Origin of the sequence: Geodermatophilus marinus, assembly GCF_003428645.1 — a bacterium.
Classification (GTDB): domain Bacteria; phylum Actinomycetota; class Actinomycetes; order Mycobacteriales; family Geodermatophilaceae; genus Geodermatophilus.
The window spans coordinates 215713-229928 of the sequence record NZ_QVQH01000008.1 but is presented as its reverse complement, the minus strand read 5'-3'; the positions used below and the strand labels follow the sequence as shown (position 1 = coordinate 229928).

Sequence of the window (14216 nt, the reverse complement as noted above, 5' to 3'; positions counted from 1 at the left end):
GTTACGGCGGTCATGGCGAGAGGGAAACGCCCGGTCCCATTCCGAACCCGGAAGCTAAGCCTCTCAGCGCCGATGGTACTGCCCCGGAGACGGGGTGGGAGAGTAGGACACCGCCGGACAACCATTCCCGGAACGGGGGTCGGAGCATGCCGCTCCGACCCCCGTTCCGCATGCCTGCCGGCGCGTCAGGGCACGACCCGGCGCAGCCCCAGCCAGGAGAGGGCGGCGACGGCGACGGCGACGAGCGCGGGCCCGACGAACGCCAGCTGCAGCAGCGTCCGGTCGACGAGCCAGCGCCCGACGGCCGCCCAGCCCTCCAGACCGGTGACGAGCACGGCGGACGCGCCGGCGAGCAGCAGGACCCCGATCACCAGCGTCCACGCCCCCGAGGCGCCCCAGCGCTTGACGACCACGCCGCTGCCCACGCCCACGGCGATGGAGGCGAGCATCGGGCCCAGGTACACGAGCACCTGGAGCAGGTGGTCGTCGACCGCCAGCGGCGGCGGCGCCCAGAAGGCGAGCCGCACGCCCCAGCCGTCGGTGACCCGCTCCACGGCCGCCAGCACCGTCAGCGCGAGGGAGAAGGCCACGGCCTGGACGCAGGCCACCAGCACGGTGCCCAGGTAGAAGGTGCGCCGGCCCAGGCTGATGCCCATGGCGAAGGGCAGGAGCTGGGTGAACGCCGCGACGTAGGTGAAGAAGAGGACGGCGTACAGCGAGAAGAGCCCGCCCGTCCAGGCGTCCGGGCTCTCGGCGCCGATGTCGGCCACCGCCCACAGCGCGTAGTTGACGGCGAAGCTGGCCAGGACGACCAGCCAGGGGATGCCGAAGGTCAGCTGCGAGTGCGGCAGGTGCAGGCGCGCGGCAACGAGGACGCGGTTCACCGGGAGACCTCCTCGAGGTCGGTCGGGGCGCCGGCTCCGGCGCCGGACGTGTGCAGGCTCAGGGCGACGACGAGCTGCTGCAGGCTCGTCGGCTCGGGCGTCAGTCCGGCCGTCCGGACGTCGTCGAGGTCCGTGCCGGGACGGAGCCGGACCACGGCGCGACCGTGCGGTCCGAGGGTCTCGGCGTGCAGGAGCTCGTGGTCGGCGGCGAGGCTGCGGACGCGGTCGGCCGGGCCGGTCACCGTCACCGCGCTGTCGCGCACGCTCTCCGCGTCGGTGTCCAGCAGCAGGCGGCCCCGGTCGATGAGCAGCACGCGCTCCAGGAGGTCGCTGATCTCCTCGATCAGGTGCGTCGAGAGGATGACGCTGCGCGGGTGCTCGGCGTAGTCGGCGAGCAGCCGGTCGTAGAAGAGCTGGCGGGCGACGGCGTCGAGCCCCAGGTAGGGCTCGTCGAAGAGCGTGAGGGGCGCGCGGGAGGCGAGGCCGATCACGATGCCGACCGCCGAGTTCATGCCCCGGGACAGCTTCCGGATCGCCCGGTCCGGCGGGAGGTCGAAGTCGGCCACCAGCCGGGCGGCGAGGTCCGCGTCCCACCGCGGGAAGACCGCAGCGGCCGCCGCGAGCGCGTCGCGGACGCGGAAGTGGTCCGGGTAGCGCTGCCCCTCCTTGACGAAGCAGGTCCGGCTGAGCACCGCGTCGTTCTCGTAGGGCGCGGCGCCGAAGACCTCGACGCTGCCGCTCGTGGGCACCCGGTGCCCGGTGAGCAGCTGCATCAACGTCGTCTTCCCCGCGCCGTTGCGCCCCAGCAGCCCGGTGATGGCGTCCTGCTCGATGCCGGTGCTCAGGGAGTCGAGCGCGGTGTGGTCCCGGAAGCGCATCGTCACGTCGCGAACGCGGGCGACGGCGGTCACCGCGAGCCCTCCCAGCGGTCGATCATGGCGGCGAGCTCGCGGGCGGGGATGCCGAGCTTGTGCGCCTCGGCCATCAGCGGGCGGACGTACTGGTCGGCGAACTCGCTGCGGCGGCGCTTGAGCACCTGCTCGCGGGCGCCCGGGGCGACGAACATCCCGACTCCTCGTCTCTTGTAGAGCACCCCGTCGGCCACCAGCTGGTTGAGTCCCTTGGCGGCGGTCGCGGGGTTGATGCGGTGGAAGGCGGCCAGCTCGTTGGACGAGGGGGCCTGGCTCTCCTCGGCGAGGGAGCCGTCGACGATCGCGTTCTCGACGAGGGTGGCGACCTGCCGGAAGATCGGGCCGCCCTCGTCGTTCACGCCCGGTCCCGGGAGGTGGCTCCCCGGTTCCTGGGTTCACTACTCATGTAACTAACCGTAGGACCTTCGGCGGTCGCGCGGCAAGCCCTACGGTGACCGGTATGGCCGACCGCGCCCTCCGCCCCTTCCGGATCGAGGTCCTCGCGGCGGACGTGGCGGACCTGCGGCGCCGGCTGGCGGCCACCCGGTGGCCGGACCCGGCCACCGTCGACGACTGGTCCCAGGGGGTGCCGCTGCACGCGGTGCAGGACCTCTGCGGGTACTGGGCCTCGGGGTACGACTGGCCCGCCCGGGTCGGGCTGCTCGGCGCCCGCGCCCAGGTCGTCACCGAGGTCGACGGCCTGCCCCTCCACCTGCTGCATGTCCGGTCGCCGCACGAGGACGCGCTCCCCCTGGTGCTCACGCACGGCTGGCCGGGGTCGGTGTTCGAGTTCCTCGACGTCCTCGGCCCGCTGACCGAGCCCGAGGACCCGGCCGACGCCTTCCACGTCGTCGTCCCCTCGCTGCCCGGGTTCGGGTGGAGCGGCAAGCCGGCCGCCTCCGGGTGGGGCCTGACCCGGACCGCCGACGCGTGGGCCGAGGTGATGGCCCGCCTGGGGTACGAGCGGTTCGGCGCGCAGGGCGGCGACATCGGCGCCCTGGTCTCGGCCAACCTCGGCGCCCGGCACCCCGACCGCGTGGTGGGCGTGCACGTGAACATGGCGGTCAACCCGGCGCCGGCGGGGCTGACCGACCCGGACCCGCGCGAGCAGCGGGCGCTGGACCGCGAGCGGTACTACCGGTCCGCGGACTCCGCGTACAACCAGCAGCAGCGGACCCGCCCGCAGACCCTCGGCTACGGGCTGTCCGACTCCCCGGCCGGCCAGTGCGCGTGGGTGCTGGAGAAGTTCTGGTCGTGGACCGACAGCGACGGGGACCCCGTCGGGCTGCTCGGGCCGGACCGCATCCTCGACCACGTCGCCACGTACTGGTTCACCCGCTCGGCGACGTCCTCGGCCCGCATGTACTGGGAGATGGCCCGCGACCCGGCCGCGCGGCTCCCGGTGGTCGCCGTCCCCGCGGGGGTGTCGCTGTTCCCCGCGGACATCTACCAGCCCACCCGCGCGTGGGTGGCCGGCCAGTACTCCGACCTGCGGCTGTGGCGGGAGCACGAGCGGGGCGGGCACTTCGCCGCGATGGAGCAGCCCGGGCTGCTCGTCGCCGACGTCCGGGAGTTCTTCCGGCCGCTGCGCTGAGCGGCCCGGCCGGTGGACCGCCACGACACGGGTGGTGCGGGCCGGGCGGCCGCTGCTGCACACCACCGTCGACCTGGGCCCGGGCGCGCCGGCCCGGTCGGCGCCGGTGTGACCCCGCGCCTCCGCGTCCCCGGCGCACGTGGGGCAGGCTGCGGGTGTGCTGACCGCGGACGACACCGTCCGGCTGCCGCTGCCCGGGGGCTGGGTGGCCACCGCCGGGGACGACCGCCTGCACCGCGTCACCGCCGCGCTCTCCGGGCCGGGCGCCGGCGCGGGGGATGAGGTCGCGTGACGCTCGTCGTCCGCGCCCGGCGCGTGGTCACGCCCGAGGGGGAGCGGCCGGCGGCCGTGCACACCGCCGGCGGCCGGATCACGGCGGTCACCGCCTTCGACGACGCGCCGCCGGGAGCGCTCACCCTGCCCGACGACGAGGTGCTGCTGCCCGGCCTCGTGGACAGCCACGTGCACGTCAACGAGCCGGGCCGCACCGAGTGGGAGGGGTTCGCCTCCGCGACGCGGGCCGCTGCCGCGGGGGGCGTCACCACGATCGTGGACATGCCGCTGAACTCCGTCCCCCCGACGACCTCCGTCGAGGCGTTGCACGTGAAACGGCGGGCCGCCGAGGGCCAGGTGGCCGTCGACGTCGCGTTCTGGGGCGGGGCGGTGCCGGGCAACGCCGACCAGGTGCGGCCGCTGCACGCGGCCGGGGTGGTCGGCGTCAAGTGCTTCCTGCTCGACTCCGGCGTCCCGGAGTTCCCGCCGCTGGACGACGCGGGACTGCGCGCCGCCCTGGCCGAGGTGGCCGCCGCCGACGGGCTGCTCGTCGCCCACTGCGAGGACGACCGGGTCGTCGCCGCCGCGCCGCCACCGGCGGGCACCAGCTACGCGGCCTTCCTCGCCTCCCGCCCCGCCGCGGCGGAGGAGACCGCGATCGGCCGGCTGGTGGCCGCGGCCCGGGAGACGGGGGCGCGGGTGCACGTCGTCCACCTGGCCGACGCCGACGCCCTGCCACTGCTGCGCCGGGCCCGGGCCGAGGGCGTGCGGGTCAGCGCCGAGACCTGCCCGCACTACCTGACCTTCGCCGCCGAGGAGGTGCCCGACGGGGCGACGTCGTTCAAGTGCTGCCCGCCCATCCGGGAGGCCGCGCACCGGGAGGCGCTGTGGGCGGCGCTGGCCGACGACGACGTCGAGCTGGTGGTCAGCGACCACTCGCCGTGCACCCCGGAGCTCAAGCGCCTCGACGTGGGCGACTTCGGGCTGGCCTGGGGCGGCATCGCCTCGCTGCAGGTCGCGCTCCCGGTGGTGTGGACGGGCGCGCGGGCGCGCGGGCTCACCCTCGGGCACCTGGCCCGCTGGATGGCCGAGGCCCCGGCCCGGCTGGCCGGGCTGCCGGGCAAGGGGGTGATCGCCGTGGGCCGGGACGCCGACCTGGTGGCCTTCGCGCCCGAGGAGCGGTGGACGGTCACCACCCTGCTGCACCGCCACCCGGTCACGCCCTACGCCGGGCGCAGGGTCACCGGGGCGGTCCGCCGGACGTGGCTGCGGGGCGAGCCGGTCGACGGGGCACCCCGCGGCCGGCTGCTCCGCCGCGGGGTGCCCTGAGCCCCGGGCCGCCCGCGCGACGGGCCGGGGCGGGACGGCGACCACCGGCCCCCGGCCGTGCCAGAGTGACTCCCCCCGCACCGAGGAGCCCGATGACCGACCCCGCCCGGCCGGCCGACCCCACCCGGCTGCCCGACCTCGCCTCCCGCGCCCTGGGCGGTGCCGTCGTCGCCGCCGACGACGAGTTCTTCGCCGCCAAGGAGAACCTGCTGCTGCCGCACCCGCCGCAGGCCCGCGGCGACTTCGGGCACCACGGCAAGGAGTACGACGGCTGGGAGACCCGCCGCCGCCGGTCGCCCGGCAGCGACCGGGCGGTGGTGCGGCTCGGCGCGCCGGGCGTCGTGGCCGCCGTGGTGGTCGACACCGCGCACTTCACCGGCAACTTCCCGCCCCGGGCGTCGGTGGAGGGCGCCGCGGTCGAGGGCCACCCGGCGCCGGCCGAGCTGCAGCGCGCCGACTGGCGGCCGCTGGTGCCGCTGTCGGACCTCGCCGGTGACACCGCGAACGTGTTCCCCGTCGAGCCCGACCGGCGGGTCACGCACGTCCGGCTGACCATCCACCCCGACGGCGGGGTGGCCCGGCTGCGGGTGCACGGCACGCCGTTGCCCGACCCGCGGCTGCTGGACGCCGGGCCCGTGGACCTCGCGGCGACGGAGAACGGCGGCCTGGTCACCGGGGTCAGCGACGAGTTCTACGGCCGGCCGCAGCAGCTGCTCGCCCCCGGCCCGGCCCGCTCGATGGGCGAGGGCTGGGAGACCCGCCGCCGCCGCGACGACGGCCACGACTGGGTGGAGCTGGCGCTGGCCTGCGAGGGGGTGGTGACCCTCGCCGAGCTCGACACCTCCTGGTTCCTGGGCAACGCACCGGCCTCGGCGGCGCTGACCGGGAGCGGCCCGGACGGCGACGTCGTCGTCCTGCCCCGGACGCGGCTGCAGCCCGACACCCGGCACCGGTTCCCGCTGGCGAGCGGGTCGGCGGTGCACCGGGTGCGGCTCGACGTCTTCCCCGACGGCGGCATGGCCCGGCTGCGGCTGTGGGGCCGGCCCACCCCGGCCGGCCGGGCGGCACTGGGCCGGCGCTGGTTCGACGCGCTGCCCGACGTCCCGGCGATCGAGGTGCTGCAGGCTGCGGGCGTGCCGGCCGCCGAGGCCGGGCGGCTCGTCGGGTCCCGGCCGCTGGGGGACGACCTGCCCCCCGCGGTGGCCCGCCTGGTCCTCGGCGGCTGACGGCGGCCGGCCGGTGTCCCGCACCCTCCCCTCCGCGCGCTCAGGAGCCCCCGTGTCCCCCGTCGCCCGCCGACCCGGCCGGCTCGCTGCCCTCGCCCTGCTCTGCCTCGCCCTGGCCGGCTGCGGGTCCGGCATCGAGCGGGCCGAGCTGGAGGACCTGGTCGCCCGCACCCTGGAGGGCGAGTTCGACGCCCCGGCCGACGTCTCCTGCCCCGACGGTGGCCTGGCGGCCGAGGTCGACGCCGCGACCGAGTGCACCGCCGTCGACCCGGGGACCGGCGAGGAGCGCACCCTGCGCGTCCGGGTCGCCTCGGTCGACGAGGACACCGCCGAGTTCGAGATCGTGCCCGTCGGGTGACCGGCGTGGCAGCGGTGCGGGCGCGGCCGGGCAGGATGCCCGCCATGGGGACCGCCGACCTGCTCGTGCACGACGCCGAGCTGCTGGCCACCGTGGACGCCGGCCGCCGGGAGCTCGCCGGCGGCTGGGTCGCGGTGACCGGCGGGGTGGTGAGCGGCGTCGGCGGGCCCGGGGACCCGGCGCCGCGGGCCGCCCGCCGGGTGGACGCCCGCGGCTGCCTGGTCACCCCGGGGCTGGTGAACACCCACCACCACCTGTACCAGAACCTCACCCGCGCCTACGCGCCCGCGCTGACCGGCGGGCTGTTCGACTGGCTGGTCACCCTCTACCCGCTGTGGGCCCGGCTGGACGAGGAGGCGGCCTTCGTCAGCGCGTGGGTCGGCCTCACCGAGCTGGCGCTGTCGGGCTGCACCACCTCGACCGACCACCTGTACGTGCACCCGCGCGGCGCCGGTGACCTCGTCGCCGCCGAGGTGGCCGCGGCCCGCGACCTGGGCGTGCGGTTCCACCCGACCCGCGGCTCGATGTCGCTGTCGGTGGAGGACGGCGGGCTGCCACCGGCCGCCGTCGTCCAGGACGACGACGAGATCCTGGCCGAGTCGCAGCGGCTGGTGGCGGCGCACCACGACCCCTCGCCGCACGCCCTCGTCCGTGTCGCGCTGGCGCCCTGCTCACCGTTCAGCGTCTCCCCGGCGCTGATGACCCGGACCGCCGAGCTGGCCGAGTCCCTCGACGTCCGGCTGCACACCCACCTCGCCGAGACCCGCGACGAGGACGCGTTCTGCCTGGCCACCTTCGGCCGCCGCCCGGTCGACCACCTGGCCGACGTCGGCTGGCTGGGCGAGCGGGTGTGGCTGGCCCACGCGGTGTGGCCCTCCGCCGACGAGGTGACCCGGCTGGGGGCGGCGCGGGTGGGGGTGGCGCACTGCCCGTCGTCCAACATGGTCCTGGGCAGCGGGCTGGCGCCGGTCGCCGAGCTGCGCGCCGCGGGGTCGCCGGTGGGGTTGGGGGTCGACGGGTCGTCGTCGGCCGACGCGGCGTCGCTCTGGCTCGAGGCCCGGACGGCGATGCTGCAGGGCAAGCTCCGGCACGGGGCGGCCGCGATGTCGGCCCGGGACGCCCTGGAGATGGCCACCCGCGGGGGCGCGGCCTGCCTGGGCCGGGCCGGCGAGATCGGCGAGCTGTCGGTGGGCGCCTGCGGGGACCTCGCCGTCTGGCCGCTGGACGGGGTCCGCTTCGCCGGTGCGCTGTCGGACCCGGTCGAGGCGTGGCTGCGCTGCGGGCCGGTCGCGGCCAGGCACACGGTGGTCGCCGGGCGGTTCGTGGTGGAGGACGGCGTCCCCGTGCACCCGGGGCTGGCCGAGCAGCTCGCCGTCCACCGCCGGGTCGCGGCGGGGATGCAGTTCGAGGACCCCGCTGCCCCCCACCGCTCGCAGGCTCGCGGCGGGCCCCTGCAGCGGGGCCGCACCGATGTGCCCTAGAGGGCGGTGGCCAGGGCCTCCAGGTCGTCGACCGTGGCGTCCAGGTGCGGGGAGACCCGCAGCACCGGGCCGGTCATCTCACCCGGCGCCCGCTCGCGGCCGATGGCGGTGGTCACGATGCCCTGCTCGGTGAGCAGCCGGGCCCGGGTGGTGACGACGTCCACGCCCTCCGGCGGGCGCAGCGTCGTGGTCGCCGTCGGCTCGTCCACCGGCTCGACGACCCGCCAGCCCGCGACGCCCTCGAGCACCTCGCGCGTGGCCCGGCCCAGGCCGGCCAGCCGTGCCCGGACCCGCTCCGGACCGGCCGCCAGGTGCTCCCCGACCGCCAGCACCAGCCCGACGCGGCCGGCGACGTGCGCCTCCCCCGACTCGAACGCGCGCAGCGGTGGCAGGTCCGCCGCGCCGGCCAGCAGGGGCACCAGCTCCCCGGCCACCGGCGGCCGCACGCACAGCACCCCCACCCCGCGCGGGCCGGCCAGCCACTTGCGCGAGGTCGAGTAGACGACGTCGGCGCCGACGTCGGTGTCCACGTGCCCGAGCGACTGCGCCGCGTCGAGGACCAGCGGGACGCCGGCGGCCCGGCACCGCGCGGCCACCTCCGCGGCGGGCTGGACGAGGCCGCGGTGGCTGCCGATGTGGGTCAGGTGCACCACCCGGGGCGGGTCGGAGGCCAGCAGCCGGGACAGGCCGTCGAGGTCCACCCGGCCGAGCCCGTCGACCGGCAGCGGGCGCGGCGCGAGCCCGGCGGCGCGCAGCAGGGCGGTGTTGGGCGCGTACTCGCCGGGCAGGCAGGCCACCGCGGCGCCCGGCGGCAGCCGCCAGCCGGTGAGCAGCGCGGCCAGGGCGGCCTGCGCGGACTCGACGAAGACCACGTCGGCGGCAGCCATCCCGACCAGCCCGCCGAGCACCGACCGGCCCTGCTGGAGCAGGTGCTCGGCGGTGGCCTCGGCGACGTAGCCGCCCAGCTCGGCCTCGTGCCGGGCGTGGTGCGCCACCGCCTCGAGCACCCGGTGGCTCTGCCGGCTGCAGGCAGCGCTGTCGAGGTGCCGGCCGGCCGGGCGCGGGCGGGCCGAGCGCCACGCGGCCCCGAGGTCGTCGTGGGCCGGGTCCACCGCCGGGCCGGTCGGGGCGTGCGTCACCGGGCCTCAGGACTCGAGCACGCCACGGGCCACGGAGTCCCCGGAGTGCGACGGGTCGCCGTCCAGCGGCTCGACGGAGACGTCGACCACCGGGTACTCGCCGATGTCGATGCCGGTGGGCAGGGCGAGGCTGGCCTCGTCCCCGCCCTGCACGACCCCGACCGGGACCAGCCGGGAGACCGCCTCGTCGAGCAGCCACACCTCGTAGTAGCCGTCGGGGACGTCCGCGGCGTCGAGCTGCAGCTCCAGGACCCGGCTGCCGTCGTCCCGCTCGACGACGGTGGCCTCACCGGTGGCGCCGCGGTCGTCGAGCGGCGCGAGCGCGGCGGCGGCCACCTGCAGGCCCTCGTCGCCGTCGGCGGTGCCCAGGGCGACCGCGGCGGCCCCGACCCCGATGCCGACCACCAGCGCGGCCGCGGTCGCCAGCAGCAGGCGGGAGAAGTTCGGCCGCACCACGGACCCGCCGGACGGGGACCGCGGGCCGGGCGGCGGGGGAGCCGGTGCCGGCAGGGGCGCTGGGCGCGCGGGGGCGGTGCCCCCGGCCACGAGCTCGGGCCGGGGCACCACCGAGACGCCGGTGGCCCCGGCGATCGCGGCCCAGACGGCCGGCGGCGGGGCGACCGACCCCTGCGGTGCCGCGAGCTCGGGGACGGCGAGGGCGTCGACCCCCCGCTGCAGGGAGGCCACCTCGGCCCGGCACCGGTCGCACCCGGCGAGGTGCGCCGCGTCGGTGTCCGGCAGCGGCTCGCGGAGCGCGGCCAGCGCCAGCTGCTCAGGCGTGCAGTGCGGCACCGTCCACCTCCAACCGCATCCGCAGGCGCTCCAGTGTGCGCCTGATGTGGCTCTTGACCGTCCCGAGGGGCAGACCCGTGCGATCGGCGATCTGCGCGTGGGTCAGGTCCTCGAAGAAGGCCAGCTCGATGATGCCCCGCTGGGGCTGGCCGATCTGCTCCAGCTCGCCGAGCAGCAGCACGCGGTCGGCCACCGTGCTGTCCACGGTAGGCGCGGCCGGCCCGGTCGCGGCCTGCGCCTCGGCCAGCGCGGCCTCGGTGGCGCGGCGCTGCCGGTCGCGACGGGCCCAGGTGTCGGCGATCTTGTGCCGGCAGATGCCCACCAGCCAGGCGGGCAGCGGGGCCTGGTGCGGGCGGAAGCCGGCGCGGCCGGTCCAGGCGGAGACGAAGACCTGCTGGGTGACGTCCTCGGCGTCCGGGCCCGGGCCGAAGGCGCGCACGGCCATGCCGTGGACCTGCCCGGCGAACCGCTCGTAGGCCCAGGCGAGGGCCTGCTCGTCCCCCGCGGCGAAGCGGCGGCCGATCTCGGCGTCGTCCGGCCAGGGCGAGCCGGGCGGCGGGCCGTCGTCCGGGATCACGTCCGCGACCCTAACGCGACGGCCGTCCCGCTCGAGGAGCTCGGTCATGCCAGGGGCTCCGCGACGACCACGACGTTGTCCCGGTAGCTGCCGAGTTCCGGCAGGAACGGCCCGCCGCAGGTGATGAGCACCAGCCGGGGTGGGCCCGCACGGGCGAAGAGCCGGTCCAGGGGCAGCTCCTGCTTGTGCAGGACCTCCCGGGAGACCACCCGCCAGCGGCTCGCCGTCCCGGCGGAGTCGGTCACCTCGACCTCCGTGCCGACCTCGGCACCGCGCAGCGGGGCGAGCTCGCCGAGCCCCTGGTCGGCGTCGTCCACGTGCCCGGCGAGGACCGCCGAGCCCGCGCCGCCGGGTTCCGGGCCGAAGCGGTACCAGCCGACGCGGGAGACGTCCTCGGGCAGCTGCATCTGGCCGTCGTCGGCGACGCCGACGGGGTCGACCGGGGCGTCGACGCCGAGCGCCGGCACCAGCAGGCGGGCCGGGGCGGGTACGGCGGCGGCGGTGGGCGCGGCGTCCCGGAGCGGCACCGGGGGGAGGTCGGCCGGCCCCGGCGCCGCCGGGGGCGGTGCCGGCGCCGGCGCTGCGGGGAGGACCTGCTCCACCGGCGCGCCCGCCGCCACCGGTTCCCGGTTCAGCTGCCAGGCCGTCGGCACCCCGACGGCCACGGCCAGGCCCAGGACCGCACCGGCGGCGGCGGGTCGCATGGTGGTCCCTCCCTCGCGGACGGGTCAGCGCCGGGCGGTCGCCATCCGGCCCGCGGCGACCCCGGCGGCGGCGAGGCCGGCGATCGACAGGGCGACCAGCGGCGCCGGCATGCCGTCCTCCTCGGCGGCCAGGCCCGCGGAGCCGCCCGGGACGCCGGACGGCGCGGAGTGGCTGCCGCTGATCGACTGGACGGCCAGCTCGTAGCCGGCGTCCTGCGAGCCCCACGCGTAGACGATCGTGGTGGCCCCCTCCGCCAGCTCGAGGTCGGCCGGGCCGATCACCGGGTCGGTCCCGCCGTCGGGCACGACGGAGGCGCTGATCGTGCCGGCCGGCACGGTGAGGGTCGCCTCGTTCGGGTTGCTGAGGTTGTCGACGACGACCTGGTCACCGGCGAGGACGTCGACCGCCGGGGCCGCCGCGACGTGCCGCACGGTGACCCGCGCCTGGCCCGCCTCCACCGCCGAGGTGTCGTTGACGAACGGCGTGAGGGCCGGGTTGCCCTCGGCGTCCAGGTGCGCGGCGACGGTGGCGTTGGCCCCCGCGGGCACCGACACGCCGCTGGCCGACAGGAGCGGGTCGCCCGAGTCGTCGGCCGCGTCGGCCGGGTAGAGCGCCAGGTCGTACGTGCCACCGGGCACCTCGAGCGGGCCGGCGAGGGTGCCGGGCTCGAAGTCGTCGATCAGCCGCTCGCCGTTGGCGTACACGTCGACCGGGGTGTCCGGGACTCCGTGCAGGACCGACACCGTCGCGGTGTGGTTGTCGGCCAGCGCGGGCGCCGCGCCGAGGCAGAGGAGCGCGCCGGTGGCGCCGGTGGCGAGGGCGACGGTGGTGCGGGTCCGGGTCATGGGTTGCCGTTCCTTCCGTGGTGTCTGACTGCTCTGTCACCACGTCCTTCCGGCGTTCCCGCAGGTCCGGATGCAGCCCGCGCGAGATTTCCTGGCGGGCCACCCTGTCGCGCCCCGCCGGGTGCGCTGCTCCCGCCGCTGCACACCTCGACGGCTCCTCCGTCTCTGGGTGCCGTGGCACTCAGAGACGGAGGGGCCGGGCCGCGAGGTGCACCGGCGCGCCCGGCCCCCGTCCCGAGGCTCGCCCCGAGCCTGTGAGGGGTGGGGAGGACGGGCGGCCCTCCTGCAGGGGCCCGCCGCGGCCCCGTCCCGGGCACCACCCCGAGCGTGCGAGGGGTGGGGAGGACGGGCGGCCCTCCTGCAGGGGCCCGCCGCGAGCGTGCGAGCGGTGGGGGGCAGGAGGGTCCTTTCTCAGGCGGGGACCGAGAGGGAGACCGCGAAGTCGCCGCCGGGGTCGGTCCACCAGGCCAGCGTCCGCAGCCCGGCCGCGGCGAGCTCCGCCTCGACCCGCTCCCGGCGGAACTTCGCCGACACCTCGGTGCGCATCTCCTCCCCGGCGGCGAAGGGGACGTCGAGGTCCAGGTCGGCCACCCGCACCACCTGGGCCACCCGGGAGCGCAGCCGCATCTCGATCCACTCCTCCGCCGGGTCCCACAGCGCCACGTGGTCGAAGGTCGCCGGGTCGAACCCGGCGTGCAGCTCCCGGTTGAGCACCGCCAGCACGTTGCGGTTGAAGGCGGCGGTCACCCCCGCCGCGTCGTCGTAGGCGCGCACCAGGCGGCCGGTGTCCTTGACCAGGTCGGTGCCGAGCAGGAACGAGTCGCCGGGGGACAGCGTGCCGGCCAGCTCGGCGAGGAACGCCGCCCGCGGTCCGGGTTCGAGGTTGCCGATCGTCGACCCGAGGAAGGCGACCAGCCGGCGCCCCTCGCGCGGCAGCTCGCCGAGGTGCCGGGTGAAGTCGCCGACCACCGCCCGGACCTCGACGCCGGGGTACTCCCGGGTCAGGGCCTCGCCCGCGGCCCGCAGCACCGACGGGTCGACGTCGCACGGCACGAACCGGCGCAGCGTGCCCGCCGCGCGCAGCGCGCTGAGCAGCAGGCGGGTCTTCTCCGACGTCCCGCTGCCGAGCTCGACGAGCACGTCGGCCCCCGAGAGGACGGCGACCTCCCCGGCCCGCGCCTCCAGCACCGCGCGCTCGGCCCGCGTCGGGTAGTACTCGGGCAGCCGGGTGATCTCGTCGAACAGCTCGCTGCCGCGCGCGTCGTAGAACCACCGGGGCGGCAGCGACTTCGGCGTGGCGGTCAGCCCGGCGAGCGCATCGGCGCGCAGCGCCGCGGCCGCGTCACCGGGTGCGAGGTGGGAGGTCAGCGAGATCGTCACGGGGCTCCTCGTCTCGGGCGTGCGGGGCTCAGGAGGTCAGCGCGGTCACGGTCAGCCCGTCGGGGGTGACCTCGACCAGCGACCGGTCGGGGAGGTCGGCCCACGCCGGGTCGTCGTCCCACGGCTCGCTGGCCAGGGCCGTCCCCTCGGCGGTGACCAGGGCCGAGAGGGTGTCCCCCCACGTGGTGGCCAGCAGCCGGGTGCCGTCGGCGGCCAGCAGGTTGAGCCGGGCCGCGGGGTCGGCGGCGGCCACCTCCCGCACCGTCGCCCCCAGGGCGTCGAGGCCCCGGTCGAAGACGAGGGCGGCCAGCAGGGCGCTGTCCACCGTCGACTCGGCGTCCCGCACCGGCGGGAGGGCGCCGCGCTCCACCCGGCCGTTGTGCGACAGCAGCCACCGGCCGTCGGTGAACGGCGCCGCCGCGCTCTCCTCCAGCGGCATGCCGACCGTCGCCGAGCGGACGGCGGCGACCACGCAGCCCGAGGCCAGCACGGGCGCCACCGAGGCGAACGACGGCTCGGCCCACAGCGGCCGCGCCGAGCGCCAGCGGGCCGGCCCGGGCCGGCCGGGGGTGAAGAACCCGACCCCCCAGCCGTCGGCGTTCACCGTGCCGTACCGCTGCCGGCGCGGCGCCCAGGACTGCACGAGCAGCGAGGACGGCGGCTCGAGCACCAGCGAGGCCAGCGAGCGGGGTCGGCCGAGCCAGCCGAGGTGGCGGCACACG

At 77.3% G+C, this 14216-nt stretch carries 16 protein-coding genes and 1 rRNA gene; 7 read left to right on the top strand and 10 right to left on the bottom strand.

Going from position 1 to position 14216, the window contains the following annotated elements:
- Window positions 1–2 precede the first annotated feature (2 nt).
- Window positions 3–119 (top strand): 5S ribosomal RNA (rrf, locus tag D0Z06_RS11865).
- Between the two features lie 66 nt (window positions 120–185).
- Here rrf and D0Z06_RS11860 read toward each other — a convergent pair.
- Genes D0Z06_RS11860 through D0Z06_RS11850 form a run of 3 tightly spaced genes read right to left on the bottom strand, consistent with a single transcriptional unit; the run spans window position 186 to window position 2154 of the window.
- The gene (locus D0Z06_RS11860; protein ID WP_117377579.1) at window positions 186–884 is read right to left on the bottom strand and encodes a hypothetical protein; all 699 of its coding nucleotides are present in this window, start codon (window positions 882–884) and stop codon (window positions 186–188) included.
- The gene (locus D0Z06_RS11855) at window positions 881–1795 is read right to left on the bottom strand and encodes an ATP-binding cassette domain-containing protein (RefSeq protein WP_233517616.1); all 915 of its coding nucleotides are present in this window, start codon (window positions 1793–1795) and stop codon (window positions 881–883) included. Before D0Z06_RS11855 ends, D0Z06_RS11860 begins: the two co-directional genes overlap by 4 nt.
- The gene (locus D0Z06_RS11850; RefSeq protein WP_117377578.1) at window positions 1792–2154 is read right to left on the bottom strand and encodes a GntR family transcriptional regulator; all 363 of its coding nucleotides are present in this window, start codon (window positions 2152–2154) and stop codon (window positions 1792–1794) included. The genes D0Z06_RS11855 and D0Z06_RS11850 overlap by 4 nt, the downstream gene beginning before the upstream one ends.
- A 101-nt stretch (window positions 2155–2255) precedes the next feature.
- Here D0Z06_RS11850 and D0Z06_RS11845 point away from each other — a divergent pair, with 101 nt between their 5' ends.
- The 6 genes from D0Z06_RS11845 (at window position 2256) to D0Z06_RS11825 (ending at window position 8056) form a co-directional block, all read left to right on the top strand.
- Window positions 2256–3389 carry an epoxide hydrolase family protein gene (locus D0Z06_RS11845; protein ID WP_117377577.1) on the top strand — a complete coding sequence of 378 codons (1134 nt, stop codon included), beginning with the start codon at window positions 2256–2258 and terminating at the stop codon, window positions 3387–3389.
- Between the two features lie 157 nt (window positions 3390–3546).
- Window positions 3547–3681: a hypothetical protein gene (locus tag D0Z06_RS26725; protein ID WP_255419347.1), complete on the top strand. Its 135-nt coding sequence runs from the start codon at window positions 3547–3549 to the stop codon at window positions 3679–3681.
- Complete coding sequence (gene allB, locus D0Z06_RS11840) at window positions 3678–4991, top strand: allantoinase AllB (RefSeq protein WP_117377576.1); 1314 nt, start codon at window positions 3678–3680, stop codon at window positions 4989–4991. The genes D0Z06_RS26725 and allB overlap by 4 nt, the downstream gene beginning before the upstream one ends.
- 92 nt (window positions 4992–5083) lie before the next feature.
- Window positions 5084–6217, top strand: coding sequence for an allantoicase (alc, locus tag D0Z06_RS11835; protein WP_117377575.1), 1134 nt, complete (start codon window positions 5084–5086; stop codon window positions 6215–6217).
- Between the two features lie 52 nt (window positions 6218–6269).
- Entirely contained in the window at window positions 6270–6575 is a 306-nt protein-coding gene (locus D0Z06_RS11830; protein WP_158579961.1) for a DUF4333 domain-containing protein, read from the top strand.
- A gap of 44 nt (window positions 6576–6619) precedes the next feature.
- Window positions 6620–8056 (top strand): 8-oxoguanine deaminase, encoded by a 1437-nt coding sequence (locus D0Z06_RS11825; RefSeq protein WP_117377602.1) that lies wholly within the window; start codon window positions 6620–6622, stop codon window positions 8054–8056.
- Here the strand turns inward: D0Z06_RS11825 and egtE are convergent.
- The 7 genes from egtE to egtC all read right to left on the bottom strand — a co-directional run bounded on the left by egtE (window position 8053) and on the right by egtC (window position 14215).
- Window positions 8053–9195 (bottom strand): ergothioneine biosynthesis PLP-dependent enzyme EgtE, encoded by a 1143-nt coding sequence (gene egtE, locus D0Z06_RS11820; RefSeq protein WP_117377573.1) that lies wholly within the window; start codon window positions 9193–9195, stop codon window positions 8053–8055. The genes D0Z06_RS11825 and egtE overlap by 4 nt on opposite strands.
- Before the next feature lie 6 nt (window positions 9196–9201).
- Window positions 9202–9987, bottom strand: coding sequence for an anti-sigma factor (locus D0Z06_RS11815; protein WP_117377572.1), 786 nt, complete (start codon window positions 9985–9987; stop codon window positions 9202–9204).
- Window positions 9968–10612, bottom strand: a complete 645-nt coding sequence (locus tag D0Z06_RS11810) for an RNA polymerase sigma factor (RefSeq protein WP_117377571.1) — start codon at window positions 10610–10612, stop codon at window positions 9968–9970. The genes D0Z06_RS11815 and D0Z06_RS11810 overlap by 20 nt, the downstream gene beginning before the upstream one ends.
- A complete protein-coding gene (locus D0Z06_RS11805) occupies window positions 10609–11268 on the bottom strand; it encodes a class F sortase (RefSeq protein WP_117377570.1) in 660 nt (219 codons plus the stop codon). Before D0Z06_RS11805 ends, D0Z06_RS11810 begins: the two co-directional genes overlap by 4 nt.
- Window positions 11269–11292: 24 nt before the next feature.
- Window positions 11293–12114, bottom strand: a complete 822-nt coding sequence (locus D0Z06_RS11800) for a DUF4397 domain-containing protein (RefSeq protein WP_117377569.1) — start codon at window positions 12112–12114, stop codon at window positions 11293–11295.
- Between the two features lie 411 nt (window positions 12115–12525).
- Window positions 12526–13494, bottom strand: a complete 969-nt coding sequence (gene egtD / locus D0Z06_RS11795; protein WP_117377568.1) for an L-histidine N(alpha)-methyltransferase — start codon at window positions 13492–13494, stop codon at window positions 12526–12528.
- A 28-nt stretch (window positions 13495–13522) separates the two neighbouring features.
- Complete coding sequence (gene egtC, locus D0Z06_RS11790) at window positions 13523–14215, bottom strand: ergothioneine biosynthesis protein EgtC (protein ID WP_117377567.1); 693 nt, start codon at window positions 14213–14215, stop codon at window positions 13523–13525.
- Window position 14216: the final 1 nt, after the last annotated feature.

Bases quoted from the DNA above. Each gene is read 5' to 3' on its own strand.
- D0Z06_RS11810 (WP_117377571.1), bottom strand. From the start codon at position 10,612: ATGACCGAGCTCCTCGAGCGGGACGGCCGTCGCGTTAGGGTCGCGGAC.
- D0Z06_RS11845 (WP_117377577.1), top strand. From the start codon at position 2,256: ATGGCCGACCGCGCCCTCCGCCCCTTCCGGATCGAGGTCCTCGCGGCG.
- D0Z06_RS11805 (WP_117377570.1), bottom strand. From the start codon at position 11,268: ATGCGACCCGCCGCCGCCGGTGCGGTCCTGGGCCTGGCCGTGGCCGTC.
- D0Z06_RS11825 (WP_117377602.1), top strand. From the start codon at position 6,620: ATGGGGACCGCCGACCTGCTCGTGCACGACGCCGAGCTGCTGGCCACC.
- alc (WP_117377575.1), top strand. From the start codon at position 5,084: ATGACCGACCCCGCCCGGCCGGCCGACCCCACCCGGCTGCCCGACCTC.
- D0Z06_RS11800 (WP_117377569.1), bottom strand. From the start codon at position 12,114: ATGACCCGGACCCGCACCACCGTCGCCCTCGCCACCGGCGCCACCGGC.